General features: G+C 54.7%; 17 protein-coding genes. 3 read left to right on the top strand and 14 right to left on the bottom strand.

Annotated features, from left to right (window positions below; genetic code table 11):
- Positions 1 to 176: 176 nt before the first annotated feature.
- The 11 genes from NP596_RS09020 to NP596_RS08970 all read right to left on the bottom strand — a co-directional run bounded on the left by NP596_RS09020 (position 177) and on the right by NP596_RS08970 (position 9,268).
- Positions 177 to 2,435 carry a TonB-dependent receptor family protein gene (locus NP596_RS09020; protein WP_256614990.1) on the bottom strand — a complete coding sequence of 753 codons (2,259 nt, stop codon included), beginning with the start codon at positions 2,433 to 2,435 and terminating at the stop codon, positions 177 to 179.
- A 166-nt stretch (positions 2,436 to 2,601) separates the two neighbouring features.
- Positions 2,602 to 3,927, bottom strand: a complete 1,326-nt coding sequence (locus NP596_RS09015; protein ID WP_256614989.1) for a sensor histidine kinase — start codon at positions 3,925 to 3,927, stop codon at positions 2,602 to 2,604.
- Positions 3,924 to 4,589 (bottom strand): response regulator transcription factor, encoded by a 666-nt coding sequence (locus NP596_RS09010; RefSeq protein WP_256614988.1) that lies wholly within the window; start codon positions 4,587 to 4,589, stop codon positions 3,924 to 3,926. The genes NP596_RS09015 and NP596_RS09010 overlap by 4 nt, the downstream gene beginning before the upstream one ends.
- Before the next feature lie 491 nt (positions 4,590 to 5,080).
- A complete protein-coding gene (locus NP596_RS09005) occupies positions 5,081 to 5,449 on the bottom strand; it encodes a hypothetical protein (protein ID WP_256614986.1) in 369 nt (122 codons plus the stop codon).
- A 136-nt stretch (positions 5,450 to 5,585) separates the two neighbouring features.
- Positions 5,586 to 6,143 (bottom strand): HupE/UreJ family protein, encoded by a 558-nt coding sequence (locus NP596_RS09000; RefSeq protein WP_256614985.1) that lies wholly within the window; start codon positions 6,141 to 6,143, stop codon positions 5,586 to 5,588.
- Between the two features lie 45 nt (positions 6,144 to 6,188).
- Entirely contained in the window at positions 6,189 to 6,620 is a 432-nt protein-coding gene (locus NP596_RS08995; RefSeq protein WP_256614984.1) for a DUF6694 family lipoprotein, read from the bottom strand.
- A gap of 23 nt (positions 6,621 to 6,643) precedes the next feature.
- Positions 6,644 to 7,225, bottom strand: a complete 582-nt coding sequence (locus tag NP596_RS08990; RefSeq protein ID WP_256614983.1) for a hypothetical protein — start codon at positions 7,223 to 7,225, stop codon at positions 6,644 to 6,646.
- Between the two features lie 33 nt (positions 7,226 to 7,258).
- Positions 7,259 to 7,873: a hypothetical protein gene (locus NP596_RS08985; RefSeq protein ID WP_256614982.1), complete on the bottom strand. Its 615-nt coding sequence runs from the start codon at positions 7,871 to 7,873 to the stop codon at positions 7,259 to 7,261.
- Positions 7,870 to 8,262 carry a copper resistance CopC family protein gene (locus NP596_RS08980; protein ID WP_256614981.1) on the bottom strand — a complete coding sequence of 131 codons (393 nt, stop codon included), beginning with the start codon at positions 8,260 to 8,262 and terminating at the stop codon, positions 7,870 to 7,872. The genes NP596_RS08985 and NP596_RS08980 overlap by 4 nt, the downstream gene beginning before the upstream one ends.
- Positions 8,263 to 8,269: 7 nt before the next feature.
- Complete coding sequence (locus NP596_RS08975) at positions 8,270 to 8,674, bottom strand: hypothetical protein (RefSeq protein WP_256614980.1); 405 nt, start codon at positions 8,672 to 8,674, stop codon at positions 8,270 to 8,272.
- 15 nt (positions 8,675 to 8,689) lie between these two features.
- Positions 8,690 to 9,268, bottom strand: a complete 579-nt coding sequence (locus NP596_RS08970) for a hypothetical protein (protein ID WP_256614979.1) — start codon at positions 9,266 to 9,268, stop codon at positions 8,690 to 8,692.
- Positions 9,269 to 9,399: 131 nt separating this feature from the next.
- Between NP596_RS08970 and nikR the strand changes: the two genes are divergently transcribed.
- Positions 9,400 to 9,849: a nickel-responsive transcriptional regulator NikR gene (nikR, locus tag NP596_RS08965; RefSeq protein WP_256614978.1), complete on the top strand. Its 450-nt coding sequence runs from the start codon at positions 9,400 to 9,402 to the stop codon at positions 9,847 to 9,849.
- A 339-nt stretch (positions 9,850 to 10,188) separates the two neighbouring features.
- On the opposite strand, the gene NP596_RS08960 is transcribed toward nikR, so the two are convergent.
- Together NP596_RS08960 and NP596_RS08955 are read right to left on the bottom strand one after the other, a co-directional pair.
- The gene (locus NP596_RS08960; RefSeq protein ID WP_256614977.1) at positions 10,189 to 11,310 is read right to left on the bottom strand and encodes a PepSY-associated TM helix domain-containing protein; all 1,122 of its coding nucleotides are present in this window, start codon (positions 11,308 to 11,310) and stop codon (positions 10,189 to 10,191) included.
- Between the two features lie 48 nt (positions 11,311 to 11,358).
- Positions 11,359 to 13,701 (bottom strand): TonB-dependent receptor, encoded by a 2,343-nt coding sequence (locus tag NP596_RS08955; protein WP_256614976.1) that lies wholly within the window; start codon positions 13,699 to 13,701, stop codon positions 11,359 to 11,361.
- Between the two features lie 431 nt (positions 13,702 to 14,132).
- On the opposite strand from NP596_RS08955, the gene NP596_RS08950 reads away from it, so the two are divergent.
- Both NP596_RS08950 and NP596_RS08945 read left to right on the top strand, forming a co-directional pair.
- A complete protein-coding gene (locus NP596_RS08950) occupies positions 14,133 to 14,465 on the top strand; it encodes an HVO_A0114 family putative DNA-binding protein (protein ID WP_256614975.1) in 333 nt (110 codons plus the stop codon).
- A gap of 184 nt (positions 14,466 to 14,649) precedes the next feature.
- Positions 14,650 to 14,814, top strand: a complete 165-nt coding sequence (locus NP596_RS08945; protein WP_256614974.1) for a hypothetical protein — start codon at positions 14,650 to 14,652, stop codon at positions 14,812 to 14,814.
- Between the two features lie 115 nt (positions 14,815 to 14,929).
- Here the strand turns inward: NP596_RS08945 and NP596_RS08940 are convergent.
- Positions 14,930 to 15,917: methyltransferase (locus NP596_RS08940; protein WP_256614973.1), on the bottom strand; the 988-nt coding region annotated here is incomplete at its 5' end.

The following is a 15,917-nucleotide window of genomic DNA, read 5'->3' as shown; positions in this document are numbered from 1 at the left end:
CGATAGAGGAATCTGATGTTTCCGGCAAAATCAAATACTTGCCGGAAATATCCGCCTTGGCTAACGCCGGACAGACTTATTCCGGCCTACCCTTTACGATAACCTCGAAAAGAGGAAGCTAATATTGAGACCGCTTCCTAACCCACGCTGAACTATCCATTTCCAACAGGCCCTGGTTAAAATTCGTATTTGAAGCCGGCCTGCACCAATCTCGGCATGCCGGCTTGAATACCGCGCACCCGGTCAACGATATAGGTGTTGTCCAGCATGTTTTTCATCGACACGTACAAGGTCAAATCCTTCCGTACCTTATACGAGGTGGTGAAGTTGACCACCACGTAATCGTTGATTTTGCCGTAGGTACCGGTGCGGGCGTTGAGGCTGTTCGGCCCATCGGGATGATCGGTGCCGCTCTCCAAGTTCATGAAATCGGCATATTGTTCGCTGACGAACACCGCTTCCAAATGGGCATCGAAACCGCTGGGATGCGAGTAACCCAAGGTTGCGGCCAACAGGCTTTCCGGGGCATACGGCGCCCGCTTGCCCGCCGCGGAGCCGAACACATTACCCCCCGGGCAACTAGCCGGCAGCGCGCCGCTGGACAAAGGCACGCAACGGAATGCCTCCGTGGTCTCCGCGGTCGGCAACCACATATAAGCGATCTGCGCATAAGGATTGTGCGTCCAGTTGAGCACATCGCCGAAATCGGCCCGCGCCATCATTTCGATGCCTTCGTACAAGGCCTTGCCTTGCGCCACCGGCACGGTACCGCCGCCGACCGTACCCAATACCGTCAGGGCATCGAAGTCGTTGTGAAAATACGTCAACTCGGTTTTGACGCCGGCCGTAGGTCTTGCCCTGATACCGAACTCGGTATTCCAGCTGATTTCCGGACCGATTTCCGCGGAGCCTCCGGTATCGTTGTAAACGGCGTCCTCTACCCTGGGCGGGGCAAAACCGCGGTGAATACCGAAAAACAAAGTGGCTTCATCGATAGGGCTGTAGGTCATCGCGAACGACGGCAAGATTTCGGTCAAACTGCTTTGGCCCGCCGTGCCGTTTAACAAATTCTTGCGCTCGTAGCTGACGGATTCGACCCGGACGCCCGGCGTAAGCGTCCAGTCGTTCCAAATGAACTTGTTTTGCACGAAGCCCGAATAGGCATCGGCAAAACGATCGTTTTTTTCCAACAACTGGCCGTCCCGGGCGTTGGGCGAATTTCCCCTGATCATTTCCCGGTGCTGGTTCTCGAAATGAGCGCGGAAACCGGCATCCAACTGGCTTTCGATGCCGAACAAATCGTGCTTGGCGTGCAAGGTCGGCGCCACGCCCCAGGTTTCGTAATTACGCTTGCGGCCGACGTTATAAGCACATAAGTCCATATCGATGGGAATACCGTTTAGTCGATTGGATTGGTAAGCTGGATAACTCGCTTGGCATTGATTCTCGGTGGGAAACTCATTCTGCTGCCGCCACCAATTACGCTCGTAGGACGACCAGTAAAAGCTAGTTTCCAGCGTCACATCGTTATTGAAGCTATGCTCGTAGGTGGCCGAGGTAGACCAGCGGTCGTTAATAAAACTGGCATTCTTGTCCGGATTGTAGCGCGCCCCTATAGTGCGGTATTCCGCTTCCGTCAAGCCGAAGGCCGCGCCTTGCTCGTCCTGGCGGTAAAAGTCGCCGCGCAAGGTCAAGCGGTTGCGGGCGTCGAAATCGATGATGCTTTTCAGATTGGCGTCGTCGACCTGAGCGAAGGTGTTGTCCCGGTTTCCCATGCCTTCCTTATGAATGTAATCGACCACCCCGCCCACCGCGTCCAGGCCGTTGACATTCTTGGCCATGCCGCCGTAACGGAGGTGGCCGTTACGGTAATCCCGGTTGCCGCCCATAAAGCTGACGAAGCCACCGGGTTCGACCGGCACTTTCGGCGTCAGATAATTGACCGCGCCGTTGATGGTTTGCGGGCCGAACTGAGTCAAATCGGCGCCCTTGTACATTTCGATGCCGTCGTAGCGTTCGATGGGCGGGTGGTAGTAAATGTCGTTGTCGCCGTAAGGGGCGAAGTTGAACGGAATGCCGTCTTCCAGAAACAGCACCTTGGTGGAACGGAAGGGGTTCTGGCCGCGGAAGGCGATATTCGGCCGCAGACCGAAGCCTTCCTCGTCGCGCACGTAGACGCCCGGCGCCTTGCGCAAGGCTTCGTTGACGGTGAAAACCTGGTCGCGTTCCAAGGTTGCCTTATCGATCACGGAAGTCGAGCCGGAAAAGGTCTCGGCTTTATGGACGCTTTCCTCGACTTCCACGCTGGGCAGGGCCTCGGGGTTATTGTCGTTCTGCTTGCCTGTTTTGTCCGGATTGGCCGATTCCGCTACCGCGCAGTGCACGATTACGTTCAACAACAAAACCGATAAGAACCCCTGTTTGTTCCGCTTCATTTTTTTCCTCATGGCGACTGAAATTGAAAGCGCCGCTCAATCGGAACTTCTACCCGCCGGCATGCCGCCGAGAGAACGCGCTGCTGTGCTAAATCTTTGCCTAATTTAACCAAGCAGCCTGAATCGAAGCTGAAAAAACGGCCATCGTCGGCGATGGCTCCGGAAATTATCGATGCCGCGGCAAATACACCGTAGCCAGGAAACCGCCCAAGGATTTACTGCGGCCTATGCTTAATTGGCCCTGGTAGGAGTCGACGATATCCCAAACGATGGACAAGCCGAGTCCGTGACCCTGGACGGATTCGTCGAGCCTTTTCCCGCGCAGAATCAGGGCGCCGGCATCGGCCTCGCCGCATCCGGGACCGTCGTCCGCGATGCGGATAACCAGTGGGTCGGCGTATTCCAGTTCGACATCGATCCTTTGCCGGGCCCATTTGCAGGCGTTGTCCAATAAATTGCCCAACAGCTCCATGATGTCTTCGCGGTCAAAATGTATCGGCTGGTCCGGCGCGGTGATTTGAATATCCAACCGCTTTTCGCTGTAAATGGAACGCAAAATCTTTTTTAGCGCGAACAGTTCCGTTCTGGGATTGAAGGCGGCGGCCGCGTGCGGATCGCCGGCAATCCGCGCCCGCTTCAGTTCCCGCTCTATGCAACGGTGGATGATTTCGCTCTGAATTTGCAATTGCCGGCGCAGTTCCGGATAGTCTTGAAACGCGGGCTGTTCGGCCATGCTGAACAAAATAGCCACGGGCCGCTTCAAGGCATGCGCCAAATTGCCGATAGCCGTGCGGGATTGCCGCAGACGGCGCACGACCAATTCCAGCAGGCGATTGATTTCCTTCACCAGCGGGACGATCTCGTCCGGCACATCCGGGTCGATCCGTTGCCGCTGCCCGCTGGAGACCTGTTCGAGTTCGCCCCCCACCAAGATGAGTGGCCGTAGCGAGCGCTTGACATCCCAGCCGAGCAGCAGGAGCGCACAAATTAATATCGTCAGGGTGAGACCGAAATACGCGATGCGTATCGCCGTAATATCGTGGTCCACGGCGGACAAATCCTCGGCCATGCTGATGTTGATCCTATGCCCGAATCTCACCATGCCCAGCCCCAGTACCAACAAGGGCCGCTGCCCCGGCCCGCTCAGGTGATAGACCCTGGATTGCTCCGGGCCGATGGCTATTGTTTGCAGCGGAAAATCGAGCAACGAAGGCGAAGGATAGACCTGGGTATCGACCTTGATCTGATAATAATGGCCGGACAGCGGACGGCTGTACACCGAGCTGATACGCAAGCCGTTGAAGGTAACGCGGTCATCCTCGCCGGCGGCCAGGGTTTCCATCAGCGAATAGCCGTCGTCGGCCAACCGGTTGGCCATCTGCTTCTCGGCGACCGTCCGGATTACCCAGTCGGCGGCGAACCAGTGCACCACGAAAACCGCGCACAACACCGCGCTTAGGCCGCGGCCCAAGCGTTTCCGTAACGGCATCATGGCCTTGCGCCGAAAACGTAGCCTTGCCCCCGGCGGGTTTGGATAAGATCGCCGCCGACAATTTTGCGCAAGCGTTTCACGTACACTTCGATCACGTTGCTGTCCGGCTCAGCCGACTCGTTGTATATATGCTCGCCCAGTTGCGCCTTGTTGAGCACTTTGCCGGCATTGAGCATGAAATAACGCAGCAATCTGAATTCGATGGCCGTCAGCGGATAAACCGGCCCGCCATCGACCGCGACGGTCTGCTCGTCTTCGTCGAGCTCGACGCCCAACAGCTTCAGGCTCGCTTGATTGAAGCTATGCGCCCGTTTCATGATAGCCCGCAAGCGCACCAGCAATTCCTGGGGATGAAAGGGCTTACCCAGGTAGTCGTCGGCACCCGCTTTAAAGCCGTCCACTTTCTCGTGCCAGGCATCGCGCGCGGTCAGGACGATGACCGGCATCGCATTGCCGGCCAGACGCCAGCGTTTCAACACCTCCAGCCCCGGCAGTTTAGGCAAGCCTAGATCAAGTATGGCGGCGTCGTAGTGTTCGGTTGCGCCCATGAATTCGCCGAGTTCGCCGTCCTGAACGCTATCGACGACATAACCAGCCTTCTCTAAATCCATTTTTAGCGCGCGGGACAGTAGCGCATCGTCTTCCAGCAATAACAATCGCATGAGTTGGTCCTAAATAAATCAGTTGGCGAGTGCGGCAACCGTTCATGCCGAGCGAAGCAGGCGCCCTTAGTCCGCATGGCGTTAACAAGGAACAGCCGCTGTTTACGCTTATTCCCAAGCTCCAGCTTGGGAATATAGTCTTGGCGTATGCCTAACCGGCGAAGCATGAGCGATTTTCACGGCCCCCTTACCCATTGGGTGAGCATTCCAAACCCAGCTCACCCTTCGACTGGGCTTCGGACGAACGGTGTTTGGAATGCTTAACTGATTTTTCCAGGTTGATTCCTGGTTGCCGGCTTATGTTTTGCAAATCGATGCTCGGATTTTTCGCAAATGAAAATCCGGCTTTGGGATGATTCAGGCATATTGGCAACGCCCAGGAACTGCAAATCCGAGGGCTCGGCAACTTCGATGCGTTTAAAGAATCTTGGAAAGGGTATACAGCCACGGCATGATGCCCTGGCTGTATGTTCGTTACGCTAAACCTGCTGTTACATGTATTTTTTCAGGTTTGCAAATCCCTCGCGGGCGTCTTTTATTTCTTTCTCGGCGCCGGCAAAATCGGATTTTTTCGCCAGTTCCCTGGCTTTTTTCATTTTCAGCACGACTTTGTCGCGTTCGAACTCGAATTTATAGTTAGCGCTGAGCTCGCTGGCGTTTTCCGCAACATCCTTAATCAAGGATGCTATTTGTTGAGGATCGCCGGCGGGAATCGCGTCCAGGACAACCTGAATTTTGGCGTCCACTTCCTTCAATACCTCAGGTACGCTTTTATGAGACTCCTTGGCAAAGGCTGAAGCGGACAAACCGAACATTGCAAAAAACAGGACGAAAGCGATAAAAAATTTTTTAAATGACATAACTTAACTCTATTTTAATGGATGTATTTGGTGATTAGCGGTTGGGTGAAATTACTGACTGATTTTCAGGCTCCTTTGATTTGTATGAATGTGGCATTGATATTCCGGCGTTGGCGGGATTGACCGCTCCGAATGCTTATCGGCTATTAAAAGGACTATCGTTTTGAAGCGCCAAACGTTCGAACGCTTTACTGATGCTGACGCCAACGGCGATTACCATCAGCGTCGACAACGCAAATCCCGCGGTGTAGGCAATGGCATCGCTGTCCAACCAAATGTCGTAGGCATGCACATACCCGTGAAATAAAGCCAGATTACCTACAACCAACGCGGCCATAAGCGGCGAAACCTTATATCTGGAAAGCAACATCAGCCCTAATAGGGTGGCGGAAAGGATCATGATATTTTCCGCATGGGCAATCTCGATGGGGATGAGGGTTAAACCGCCGCCGATTATCATCAACGCCACAAACAGCAGCGGCAAGGCCGCGATCGCCCATCCGGTGCCGCGGGCTAGCCAAAAGCCCACGACCAACAGGGTGATAATGTGGTCGGAACCGGTTAACGGATGAATCATGCCGCCGACAAAACCGATAGCCTCGGATGGATTGTGCCAAGGGTGGGCATCGGCAATAAGCGGGTTTGCCATGCTTGCCAAACCGAGTAATTGAAAAAATCTTGCCTTGTTCGTCATTTCCGCCTCCTGATTTTGGTGGTAAAGGTTCAAGCAAAAAACCGCTTACATGGCGTGCATTTTGTAATCGACACGCGGATAGCCCTTTTTGTCCTTGGGATCGACCGAGCCGGGATCCTGTAGGCCGCGCTGCTCGATTTGACGGCTTATCATCTGTTCCCAACTGTCGTATGCCGCCAGGTCGGCGGCTCCCGCGGCTTTGCCGGCGGCAAAATGGGATTTTGCCAACTCGATAACATCCACCGCGTTTTTTTTATCCAGCGCTTTTAGAAACGCCGCATCGTCCTTCAGCTGCTTACGCAGTGCCCAATACGCCGTTTCGAATTCGACCCGTTGGTTTGCCGGCAGATGTTCCTTGATCCAGGTCGCCGATTTATGCGCCGTTTTCATGCTGCTGGCGTTGATTTGATTGGCGTTGCCGCAGGCATTGAGCACTAAAAACATCGACAATGCTAAAAAACCGTATGACGCTTTCATGGTTAAAACCTGCTGATTGAGTTTCAAAAAATCCGGCTGTTTATGCTTGCCAATATCGGCCAAGCCCCGGAAGCCTGTCGAATCCGGCCGTAGCGACTCACACAAGCCAGGTCGAATATCAATTCGATACCCCGAAACACCTGATTGGCAAACGGGTTAAAGCTGGGTTGAGTCACTCGGTTAAAGCCGAAATCCGTTGCCTGATGGCAAGCGTTGCATGCCGCGGTCAAATTGTCGTAGCGCGCGGTAAAGGCCTGTATATCCTTGTCTTTAATGGCTTGTTCAAGCCCGGCCAGCGGACGATCCATGTATTGAGCAACCAATTCCGGAAGCGGCCGTTTTATATGCTTGTGCGTGGGGTGATATTTGGCGGCGTCCTCAAAACCCTCATGTAATTCATCCACTTCGTAAGCCGCCAGTTCCCAGTTACGCGCCTGTCCGGCAAACCACAGCTTGGCGTGTCTGACCGCGCTTTGCGCCATGATTTCGCCCAAACCCGGCGCGTAGCCGGTAGGGTCTTGTTCATGCGGGTACTGGCCGGCGCAGGCCGTCAATAAAATAGTCGCGGCCAAAGCCGGGCAGAGTCTGATAAATGCTGGTCTCATACTGGGTTCCCGTAATGAAAGCTACTGTTTACTTTACGGCTCGAGCGGTTGCGGTTTGAGCAGCCGAGGCACGAAGTAGGCCGCAGCGGCAACGAGGATGCCGATGATGACGGAGAGTACCAGCAAGCCGTTCTGTCCACCGCTTTGCTCGGCGGCCAAAGCCACGCTGAGCGGGATATGCAGGGCGCTGACTTCGAGTTGCGTATGCAAATCGGTATCGTCGACAGTCAGCACCACCCGATATTTGCCGGCGGTTTTGAAATCCACCGTTGTCGACAGTACGCCCTGTTTGACGACGGCCATCGGCAACTCCGCGATCGTTTGACCGTCTTCGCGCAAAATTTTCAGCGCCACCGGTTTTTTGCGCACATCCAGATCGAGCAAATCGATGGACACTTGGGTTTTGCCTGTTGCCGGCAGATCGACGCATTCGGCTTCCGGCAGGTTTTTGCTGCCTGTGGCCTGGTTCGGGCCAAGCTGATAGGCGGCGAAATTGACCACGTAATAGTCGTTGCTTTGCATGCAGCCGTACATGTCGTAACTGCCGTCCGCCCCTTTGCGGTTACCGCCCAGCGGCACCGAGGCATCCGCCTGGCCGAGCGCGGCGAGCAACAGGGTAAACATCAGGAAAAAACGCGTCGTTTTCATGGCTTCGCCTCCGCTGTTCCGGCTGTATCGGCAATGGAAAATTTCAAAACGCCGCTGACGATCAAACCGTCTTCGGTAATGACCCTGTAACGCGCGGCATAGGGGCCGGGGCGTAGCGGTTTGGTGGTCGCGGTCAGCCGGTGGCGTTCGCCTAGCACCAGACGGGGGTCGGCGTTATCGACCCGGTTCCCCTTAGCGTCCACGACGACGACCGACGGCGAACGCTTACCGACATTACCGTTAAACCACAGCTTTATGGTGCCGTCGAAATTCGACACTTCGGCATTATTTTTGGGGTCGGATTTTAGCAGTACGCCTTCGGCATGGCCCGCCAGGCTGACGGCTGACAGCAATAAAGCCGCCAAGGATTTAGACGCAATCTTTTTCATAAAAAATCTAATGTATTCCGAACAGTCCGGCGATAAACAAGACGATAGGGTCGGACAAGGGGTGGAAAAATCCCAGGGTAATCAGCACCAACCCGGTTACGAAAAACCGGGTCCAGGCCCGCACGGACAAATCCTGCTTGCGCCATAAAAAATGAAAAATCAGCCAGCTGGCTAGCCAGACGCCAAGCGCCAGAGTCTCCTTGCCGGAGTAAGAGCCGATACTGCCGTCCGGACCGCTGCCGGTCGACCCAGGTATCCAGTGCCCATAGGCATGCACCATTTTGTCCAGTTCCTTGGTCAGCCTGGAAATATGGTGGCTGACCATTAAAGTCAAAAAGGCCAGCAACAGCGACAGGCTGGCGGCCACCAACGGGCCGGAGTAAAGTTTTTGCGCGCCGGATTCGTTTTGCATTACCTTTCTCTCCTGTCAAACAAAGCGTAATTTGGCCAATACCAGCCCAGCCGCGAAACCCAGCAATAAAAAGCTCCACGAAATCAGAATGGTAACGCCGACAAAGCGGCCGATATCGCGCCGGTACTGCATCGGCATGCCGTAGTAATAGAGCATGAAAGCGGCTGCCAACATTAAAGGGAACGGGAACAAGGAAACGAATTCCTTGAACTCCATCAGTACGTTATGAAAATTGGGGACGCGAGCCAATATCCAGTCGCGCGGCCCGTCCTGGCCGCGATAGCGCATGTAAATCCAGTTGCCGCTGACGGCGCCGGCCAAATTTAACAGGGTAGCGGCCAATACCCAATGGCGTAACGATTCCAACCTGACCTGCATGCCTTTGATCAAGGGAATGGCCCGGTGAGTCAGATAGGTGCCGACAACTATGGCCAAAATCGCACTGACGCCATGAATACCGGCTTTCAGGCTGTAATCGGTAGGATAGAAAAAATTGGCGGCGGGCAACAGCAACAACAATATAAAAGCTATCGCCACCTGGATGCGAATGACTGTTTTGCCGAAATGATCGTGTAAATAGTCTCCAGCCTGCATGTACGCCCCTAATAACAAAATTTTAAATCGGTAATCGGACCCGCCGCGCTTTCAGCCCGACCGGCGAGCTTAATCAAGCGTTGCGTTATAATTCCGCCCCACCGATAACAATAAAAAACAGGAGCCCACCCTTGGAACGTTTTACTATCTCTCTCAGCGACGAATTGGCCGCGGATTTCGATCGCTGGATCGAAGCGCGCGGTTACAACAATCGCTCCGAAGCGGTTCGGGATTTACTCCGCAAAGAAATCGAAACCAGGCGTCTGGATCAAGATCAGACCCTATACAGCGTCGCCACCTTCTCGTTTGTCTATAACCATCACGAGCGTAATCTGGCCGAACGGGTAACCCATCTGCAACACGAAGCCCACGATCTGGTGGTTTCATCGATGCGTGTTCATCTCGATCATAACGACTGCCTGGAAACCTTGTTTCTACGCGGCTTGACCCAGCAAATCCGCACCCTTACCGAAAAGCTCGCCGCCGAAACCGGTATCCGGCATAGCGCGCTTAACCTTATTCCGGTAAAAATCGCCGAGCTTCACTATGCCCACCACGCCCATTTTCACCCGCACAGTTGATCCCCCGCCCAGCCCTTCGGGCTTGGCACATCGAGGAGCGGTACTTCGGCAGCAATTGTATGATAGTTTTTTTTAATTTCATACACTCAAATACTTGATACCCGGCACTTTTAAGTGCAAACTCATTGCCAATGCTTTATAAGAACTTGAATTTAAATGGATTTAAATCCATTGCGGACAGCTCAAAATAAAGCAGGCATCGTTAACAGCCGCCTGCCGCAGCGGTAAATATGATTATTTTATAATTTGTAAGAACAAAAATCGCCGTTCGGCATGGCGAAAGCAGCGGCGGGCCGATGCCGGCCCGCCGATAGAAGATCCAATCGGGTTGATTGCAACTCAGGCACGCGAATCGTTGCCCGGCCTGCCCGCCGCTCGCCGGCGGTAAACGCCGCGTTTTTGCCGCCAGCGCATCACGCCGGTGACAAACAACAGCGGACAGCTCAAACCGGTCGCCAGCACCAATAATCGGCCCGGCATATCGAAGGCTTCGCCGCTATGCAAGGGATGCAGCCACTGAATCAAGGTATCGCCGGCTGAAAAGACCATGGGATCGTTCACCCGCAGAACTTTTCCCGAATACTGATCTATCCAGACATTGGTTTTGGGAAAGCGCCGGCCGGGTTCGCCGGCTTGCCTCAGATTGATGCGATAGCTACCGGCGGCATCCTCCGGGGTTTCTATCCAGCGTAACTCGGCTCCCGGAAATTGCGTTTGCGCGATAGCGACCGCCTTATCCAACGCGATGACCGGCCGCATCGCCGCCGGCAAAAGAGATTGCGGCCTGGGCGGCGTTTGCAAGGGCGAAAAAAAGCCGATCAGCGGATTGACGTATTCGGGTATCTCCAAGGCAACACCGGTTAAAGCCAGCACCAGCATCGCGATAAAGCCGTATGCGCCGGCGACTTTATGCAGATCGTACGTCAGGCGTTCCTTGCCGGCCTTGGGCTTAAAACTCAGCGCCGAGCGCCATTTGCCCGGCGACGGCCACCACAAATACAGTCCGCTGCACAAGGACGCCAGCGACAAGCCGCCGACTATCGCCATAACGATCTTACCCGGCGCCCCCAATAACAGCGTGTAATGCAAATCGTAAATCCAGGTCATGGCGAATTGGCCCCAAAAACGCTGTTTCAGCACTTCGCCGGTCTGCGGATGAATCGACAGCATCAAGGGCGCAAACCCCATGTGTTCTGTTTCCCGCGGTTTGTAATAGCGCGCGGTAACCATGCGGCGCGGGTCTTGCGAAATTTCCAGACGCCAGCCGTTCGGTCGGGTGGGTTCGGCCTGGCGGACGGCGTTGAAAATAGCCTGATACGGTAAGCGTGGCGCCGACGGCTCCACAATCACCAATTCGGGATTGAGTATCTCGTCCAGTTCGAGATAAAACACCAGCAAACCGCCGGTGATACCAACCGCGGCAAGCAGCACCCCCAACGATAAACCCAAATACAGATGCACTGCCAGCCACCGGCGGCGCGCAGCGCGTTTGGCATCGCCGCTCATCGCTTAATAGTCGAACTTGACGTTGACGGCACCGTAAAACGCGCGGCCGTCGGCGGGGGAATATTCTATTTGCGCAATACTGCCGAAGGTTTCATCGAACCACAAGTAATCCCGTTGCGCGTCCGTCAGGTTTTTGGCCTGGAACTGCAACTCCACTTCCTTGGTGACTTGATAGCCCAAATCCAGATTCAGCAGCGCGTATTCGCCGTGTTTGCCGCGCCGATTGGCCTGGTCGACATAAAAATTGCCCTGCCCGCTGGCCCACAGCGATGAACGCAGCTGCGGGGTAACTTGATAATCGATACCGGCGGTAAACAGGTAATTGGGGGTATTGACGATCTGGTTGCCTACCGCATATTCGCTGGAAAATTGCACGAACGGCGGGGCTTTTTTCACCACGGCCTCCTGCAGGGAATAAGCGGCCCAAATACCGACCCGTTCGACAGGACTGATTTTGGCCTCGATATCCACACCCTGCCGCTTGGTGGCGCCGACGGAGGTCGACTCGGCACTGGCCAGATTCCGGCTCAACTCATTGGTGGCGTCCTGCACCCAATAGGCTACCCGCGCCTCGGCCCAATCCACCGGATTCAGTTTGAAACCCACTTCCCAACCTTCGTTGATCGACGGCTTGACGTTGGCGGCATTGAGGTTTCTGAAGGTGGCGCTGCCGACGCCGATCTGAAAGGTGCGTCCCCAGTTGCCGTACAGGCTATAGCCCTCGACGGGCGTGACGACCGCGCCGATTTTCGGCTGCGAGATGGTGCCGTAATCGTTGACCGGAAAATCGCCCGAGACGGTGGGCCTAAAGTTGCTGAAGTTACCGTCCACTTGGTCGGCCCGGTAACCCGGCGTGATTTTCAGCCACTTGGTGGGTTTGATCACCGCTTGCACGTAGCCACCGTAAATCAGGAAGTTCCATTTCTCGTCGTTGCGGATGTTGGCAAAGCTGGCGGGTGCGCGCGCTATGCCGTTGTCTGTCCTGAACTGCAAATATTTGTTTTCCTGTTGTTCGAAATCGAAGCCGGATTCAATGGAAAAATCGTCCAGCCAATTAATGGTGGGATGGTAGGTCAGCGACGTGATGGCGCCGTATTGCACCTCATCGCGATTGCGGCTGACCTGCGCGCAGCAGGCGTCGAATCTGACCAGCCGCTGATCGTCGAACAAATTACCGTAGGCCTTGTTCGACCAAAATAACTCGTCGGTCAAATTGATGTCCAGATGCGCGCTGACCTGCCCCACGGTGCGCTTGCCGCCGTCGGTGGCGTTTCTGGCCATGGATTGCACCGGATCGGCCAGTTGCTCCTGGTAGGTCAGATAGCCGGGCTCTTGCGCGCCGGACTCGCTCCAGCGGGCGCTCAGCCCCACTTTGTATTTGTTGTCCTCTGGCGTGTAAAACCATTTACCGGAAAAGCTGTTTTTATCGGAATTGGCATGGTCCCGGTAGCCGCCGCCGGCACGGTAGGATATTTGATAATTTTGCGAAAAGCCGTCCTTCTCGTAACCCAAACCGGTCTGAACATCGTGGGTATCGAAACTGCCGTAACTCATGCGGCCCTTGACATAATTGCCGCCGGTGGAGGTTTTGATATTGACGTTGCCGGCGATGTTGTGCAGGCCGTAACGCGGATCGTTGGTGCCGCGCACCACTTCCATGGACTCTATATCCAACGGAAACAAGGCGTCGATATAAGGCATATTGCCGTCGTTGGTATTACTGGGCACCCCATCGATCAACAATTTGACCGCATTGACCCGGCCTTCGCCGTTGAAGCCGCGAAACGACAGCTTGCCGGTGGTGGTACCCTGGCCGAACTGGGTGATTTGCACGCCCGGCATGCGGTGAAACAAGTCGTATGCCGTCAACACATTTTGATCGGCGATTTTGTCTGCGTACATCACATCCACCGAGGTGGCGATATCGCGGCTGGTCAGTTTTTTACTGAACTCTGCCTGATCGCTAACGATGACCACCCCCAGCTCGAAGATAGAATTATCTTGCGAGGAAGACGACTTCTTGGGCGCGGCTTTCACCGCCAGCATGCCTTCGCCCACGGCTTCGAATTGCAAGCCATTTTCGGTCAATACCTGTTTCAGCGCCTGTTGCACGCTCAACCTGCCTTTCAAGGCGCCGGCCTGTAAGCCTTGCACCGTGTCATCGGCATAGATGAGTTTGATATGGCTGATTTTTGCCAGACTGTCCAGGGTTGCGGCCAGGGGTTGCGCCGGAATATCCAGCTCGATAACCGCCTCGTCGGCCGCGGAAATTTCCATTGCCGCCAGCAGGATTAAGGCGAATACAGTTTGATTGCGACGCGACCCGCCCGATACAGCTTGTTTCATGTTCATCTCCTTTGTTTTAAGCAAATGACAGGCTGCATGCCCGCCGTTACTTAAATAACGAAACAAACAGGATTAACTGGACAATTATTTTTTAAATTTTTGGGTGATGTTTGATCCCATCATTTGTTCATGGTCTGCCGGATGCGACTGCCGACGGGTCTTGATAGACGGATAGCGGCCAAAACCCGCCGGTCGGGGGCGCTATCCAATTTCAATAGTTAAGGCATAATGAGATTCCGCATGGTATACATTACTCCCTGACTTTACATGAACCGTATGGCAAACGGATCCTGGGTTATGACAATGCCCATGCCGTCAAGCTGCCGAAGAAATTCAGATTTGCCGGATAGCGTTTAGCCTATGACCACAAGCACCGGCATATCTGCGACCAAGGCGAGCCTTATGAATTTCAAAATACCTATCAACTTTTAATGGACTTCTTCGCACAGGAAAAAATGCGGGAACGAGTGCTGGCTATTGCCAAAGGTGAATACAAGCCGGAACCGACAGAGCCCAAAATATGGTTCACGTCAATGCGCTCGCCTGCGGAAGTGTTGAGCGACGACAACCGGGCGCTACTGAAAATTATTCAGGAAACCCATCCGGAATCAATTTCATCTCTGGCCATTATTACCGGTAGAAAACCGAGCAATCTGTCTCGTACCCTGAAAACCATGTCGAATTATGGCTTAGTGGAAATGCGACGCGAGAAAAATCAAGTCCGGTCAATTGCTGTGGCTACTGCATTTCAGATTTTCGCTTGAGTTAATGCAAATGCTTATTGGTTTAAACACCAAATGATGTAGCCTCGATTAGTGAAGCGTAAACGAGGTCAAAATATCTCTTATGAGGGAAATTAACATTCCCACGATTACGCTTCACTAATCGCGGCTACGCGGGCTGGTACGGCGCAAGATCAGCCAGATCAATTTCGATTACCCAAGTCCCATGGCACACCGCTACAGCCTCTACCTGATTCTGGGCGCGCTGTATCTGTTGCCGGTCAGTTTGACCCTGCCGTTTCCGGTTCCGCCGCAAGCCGTCCCGGTAGGCGTTTTTGTCGTCGCCTACGCCGTCAACGTGCTGTTGGCCAATACGCAAAAGCGGGTATAAATTGGCTTTACATCAAATGGATCAAAAACTCGGCATCCCAACGTAATTCGGTAAACATTGAATACTCTCTCCACAGCACCAAACATGGATAACTTCGTCCAAAAGCACGCAGCCTTCAGGCGCGAGAGCAAGGTAAGGAACTGGTGCAGTGAGCCGCCCGCAACACCAGTATTTTCCCGAACGTCTGCAAGCCCACCACCTCCTGCAACACCACCGCGCTTTGATCGAACAACCGCCGCCATTCGGCCAGCGTCCGTTCCCGGCCGCGGGTGTTGACGAACATTTGCATGTCGAACGAGGCCAAGCCCATGTCAGCCCGTTTGTCCGGCATCACCATCTCCATCACGGCGATGGCGGCATCGCTCTCGGCCGCTGCTTCCGCGACATGATGTAACGCGGTGATACAGGCTTTATCGTCGAAGCCATGCAGCACCGCACTCAGCAGGTAAATATCCTTGTCACTGCGCGCCTTGGGTACGGATTGCAGCAGGTCGCAGGCTTCGAAGCTCATGCGTTGCAGCGCGGCGCCCTCGCCCTTTTCCTTCCAGAACTGCGCAGCGCCTTGGATGACCTGTTCGCGGTCGGCCACCAGCGCCTTGAGATGCGGATGGCGTTTGAGAATGGCGAGCGATTTTGCGCCTTTGGAACCGCCGACATCGATGATGCGTTCGAAGCACGACCAATCGAAATCGGTAACAAAGCTATCGCCGGCCAAGGCTTCCACGCTATCCATCGCCTGCGCGAACAGCGCATCGAATTCCGGGTTGCCGTCCATATACGAGTAAAACGCCTGCCCGTGCGCCAATTCGAAAGGCACGCCGTCGCCACGCACACCCTGCTCCAATTGCTCGAACCACGAGCGGCTTATTTCCGGCGAATTGTGCATCAGCACCATGGCGCGAACGCTGTGGGGATGATCCGGGCGCAGATAAGACGAAAGCCGGTTGTTTTTGAAACGTATGGAGGCCACTTCCTCGAACACGCCCATCGCCACCAACATCCGCAGCAAGCGGTAAAGCGCATCGGCGTCGGCACCGATGCGTTCGGCCAGGGTTTCGGCGCTAGCTTCGCCATCGGCCAGCGCGCCGGCGATGTCCAGCCGC

This window comes from Methylomonas rivi (genome assembly GCF_024505165.1).
Classification (GTDB): domain Bacteria; phylum Pseudomonadota; class Gammaproteobacteria; order Methylococcales; family Methylomonadaceae; genus Methylomonas; species Methylomonas rivi.
This window is presented reverse-complemented; position numbering and strand designations above follow the sequence as displayed.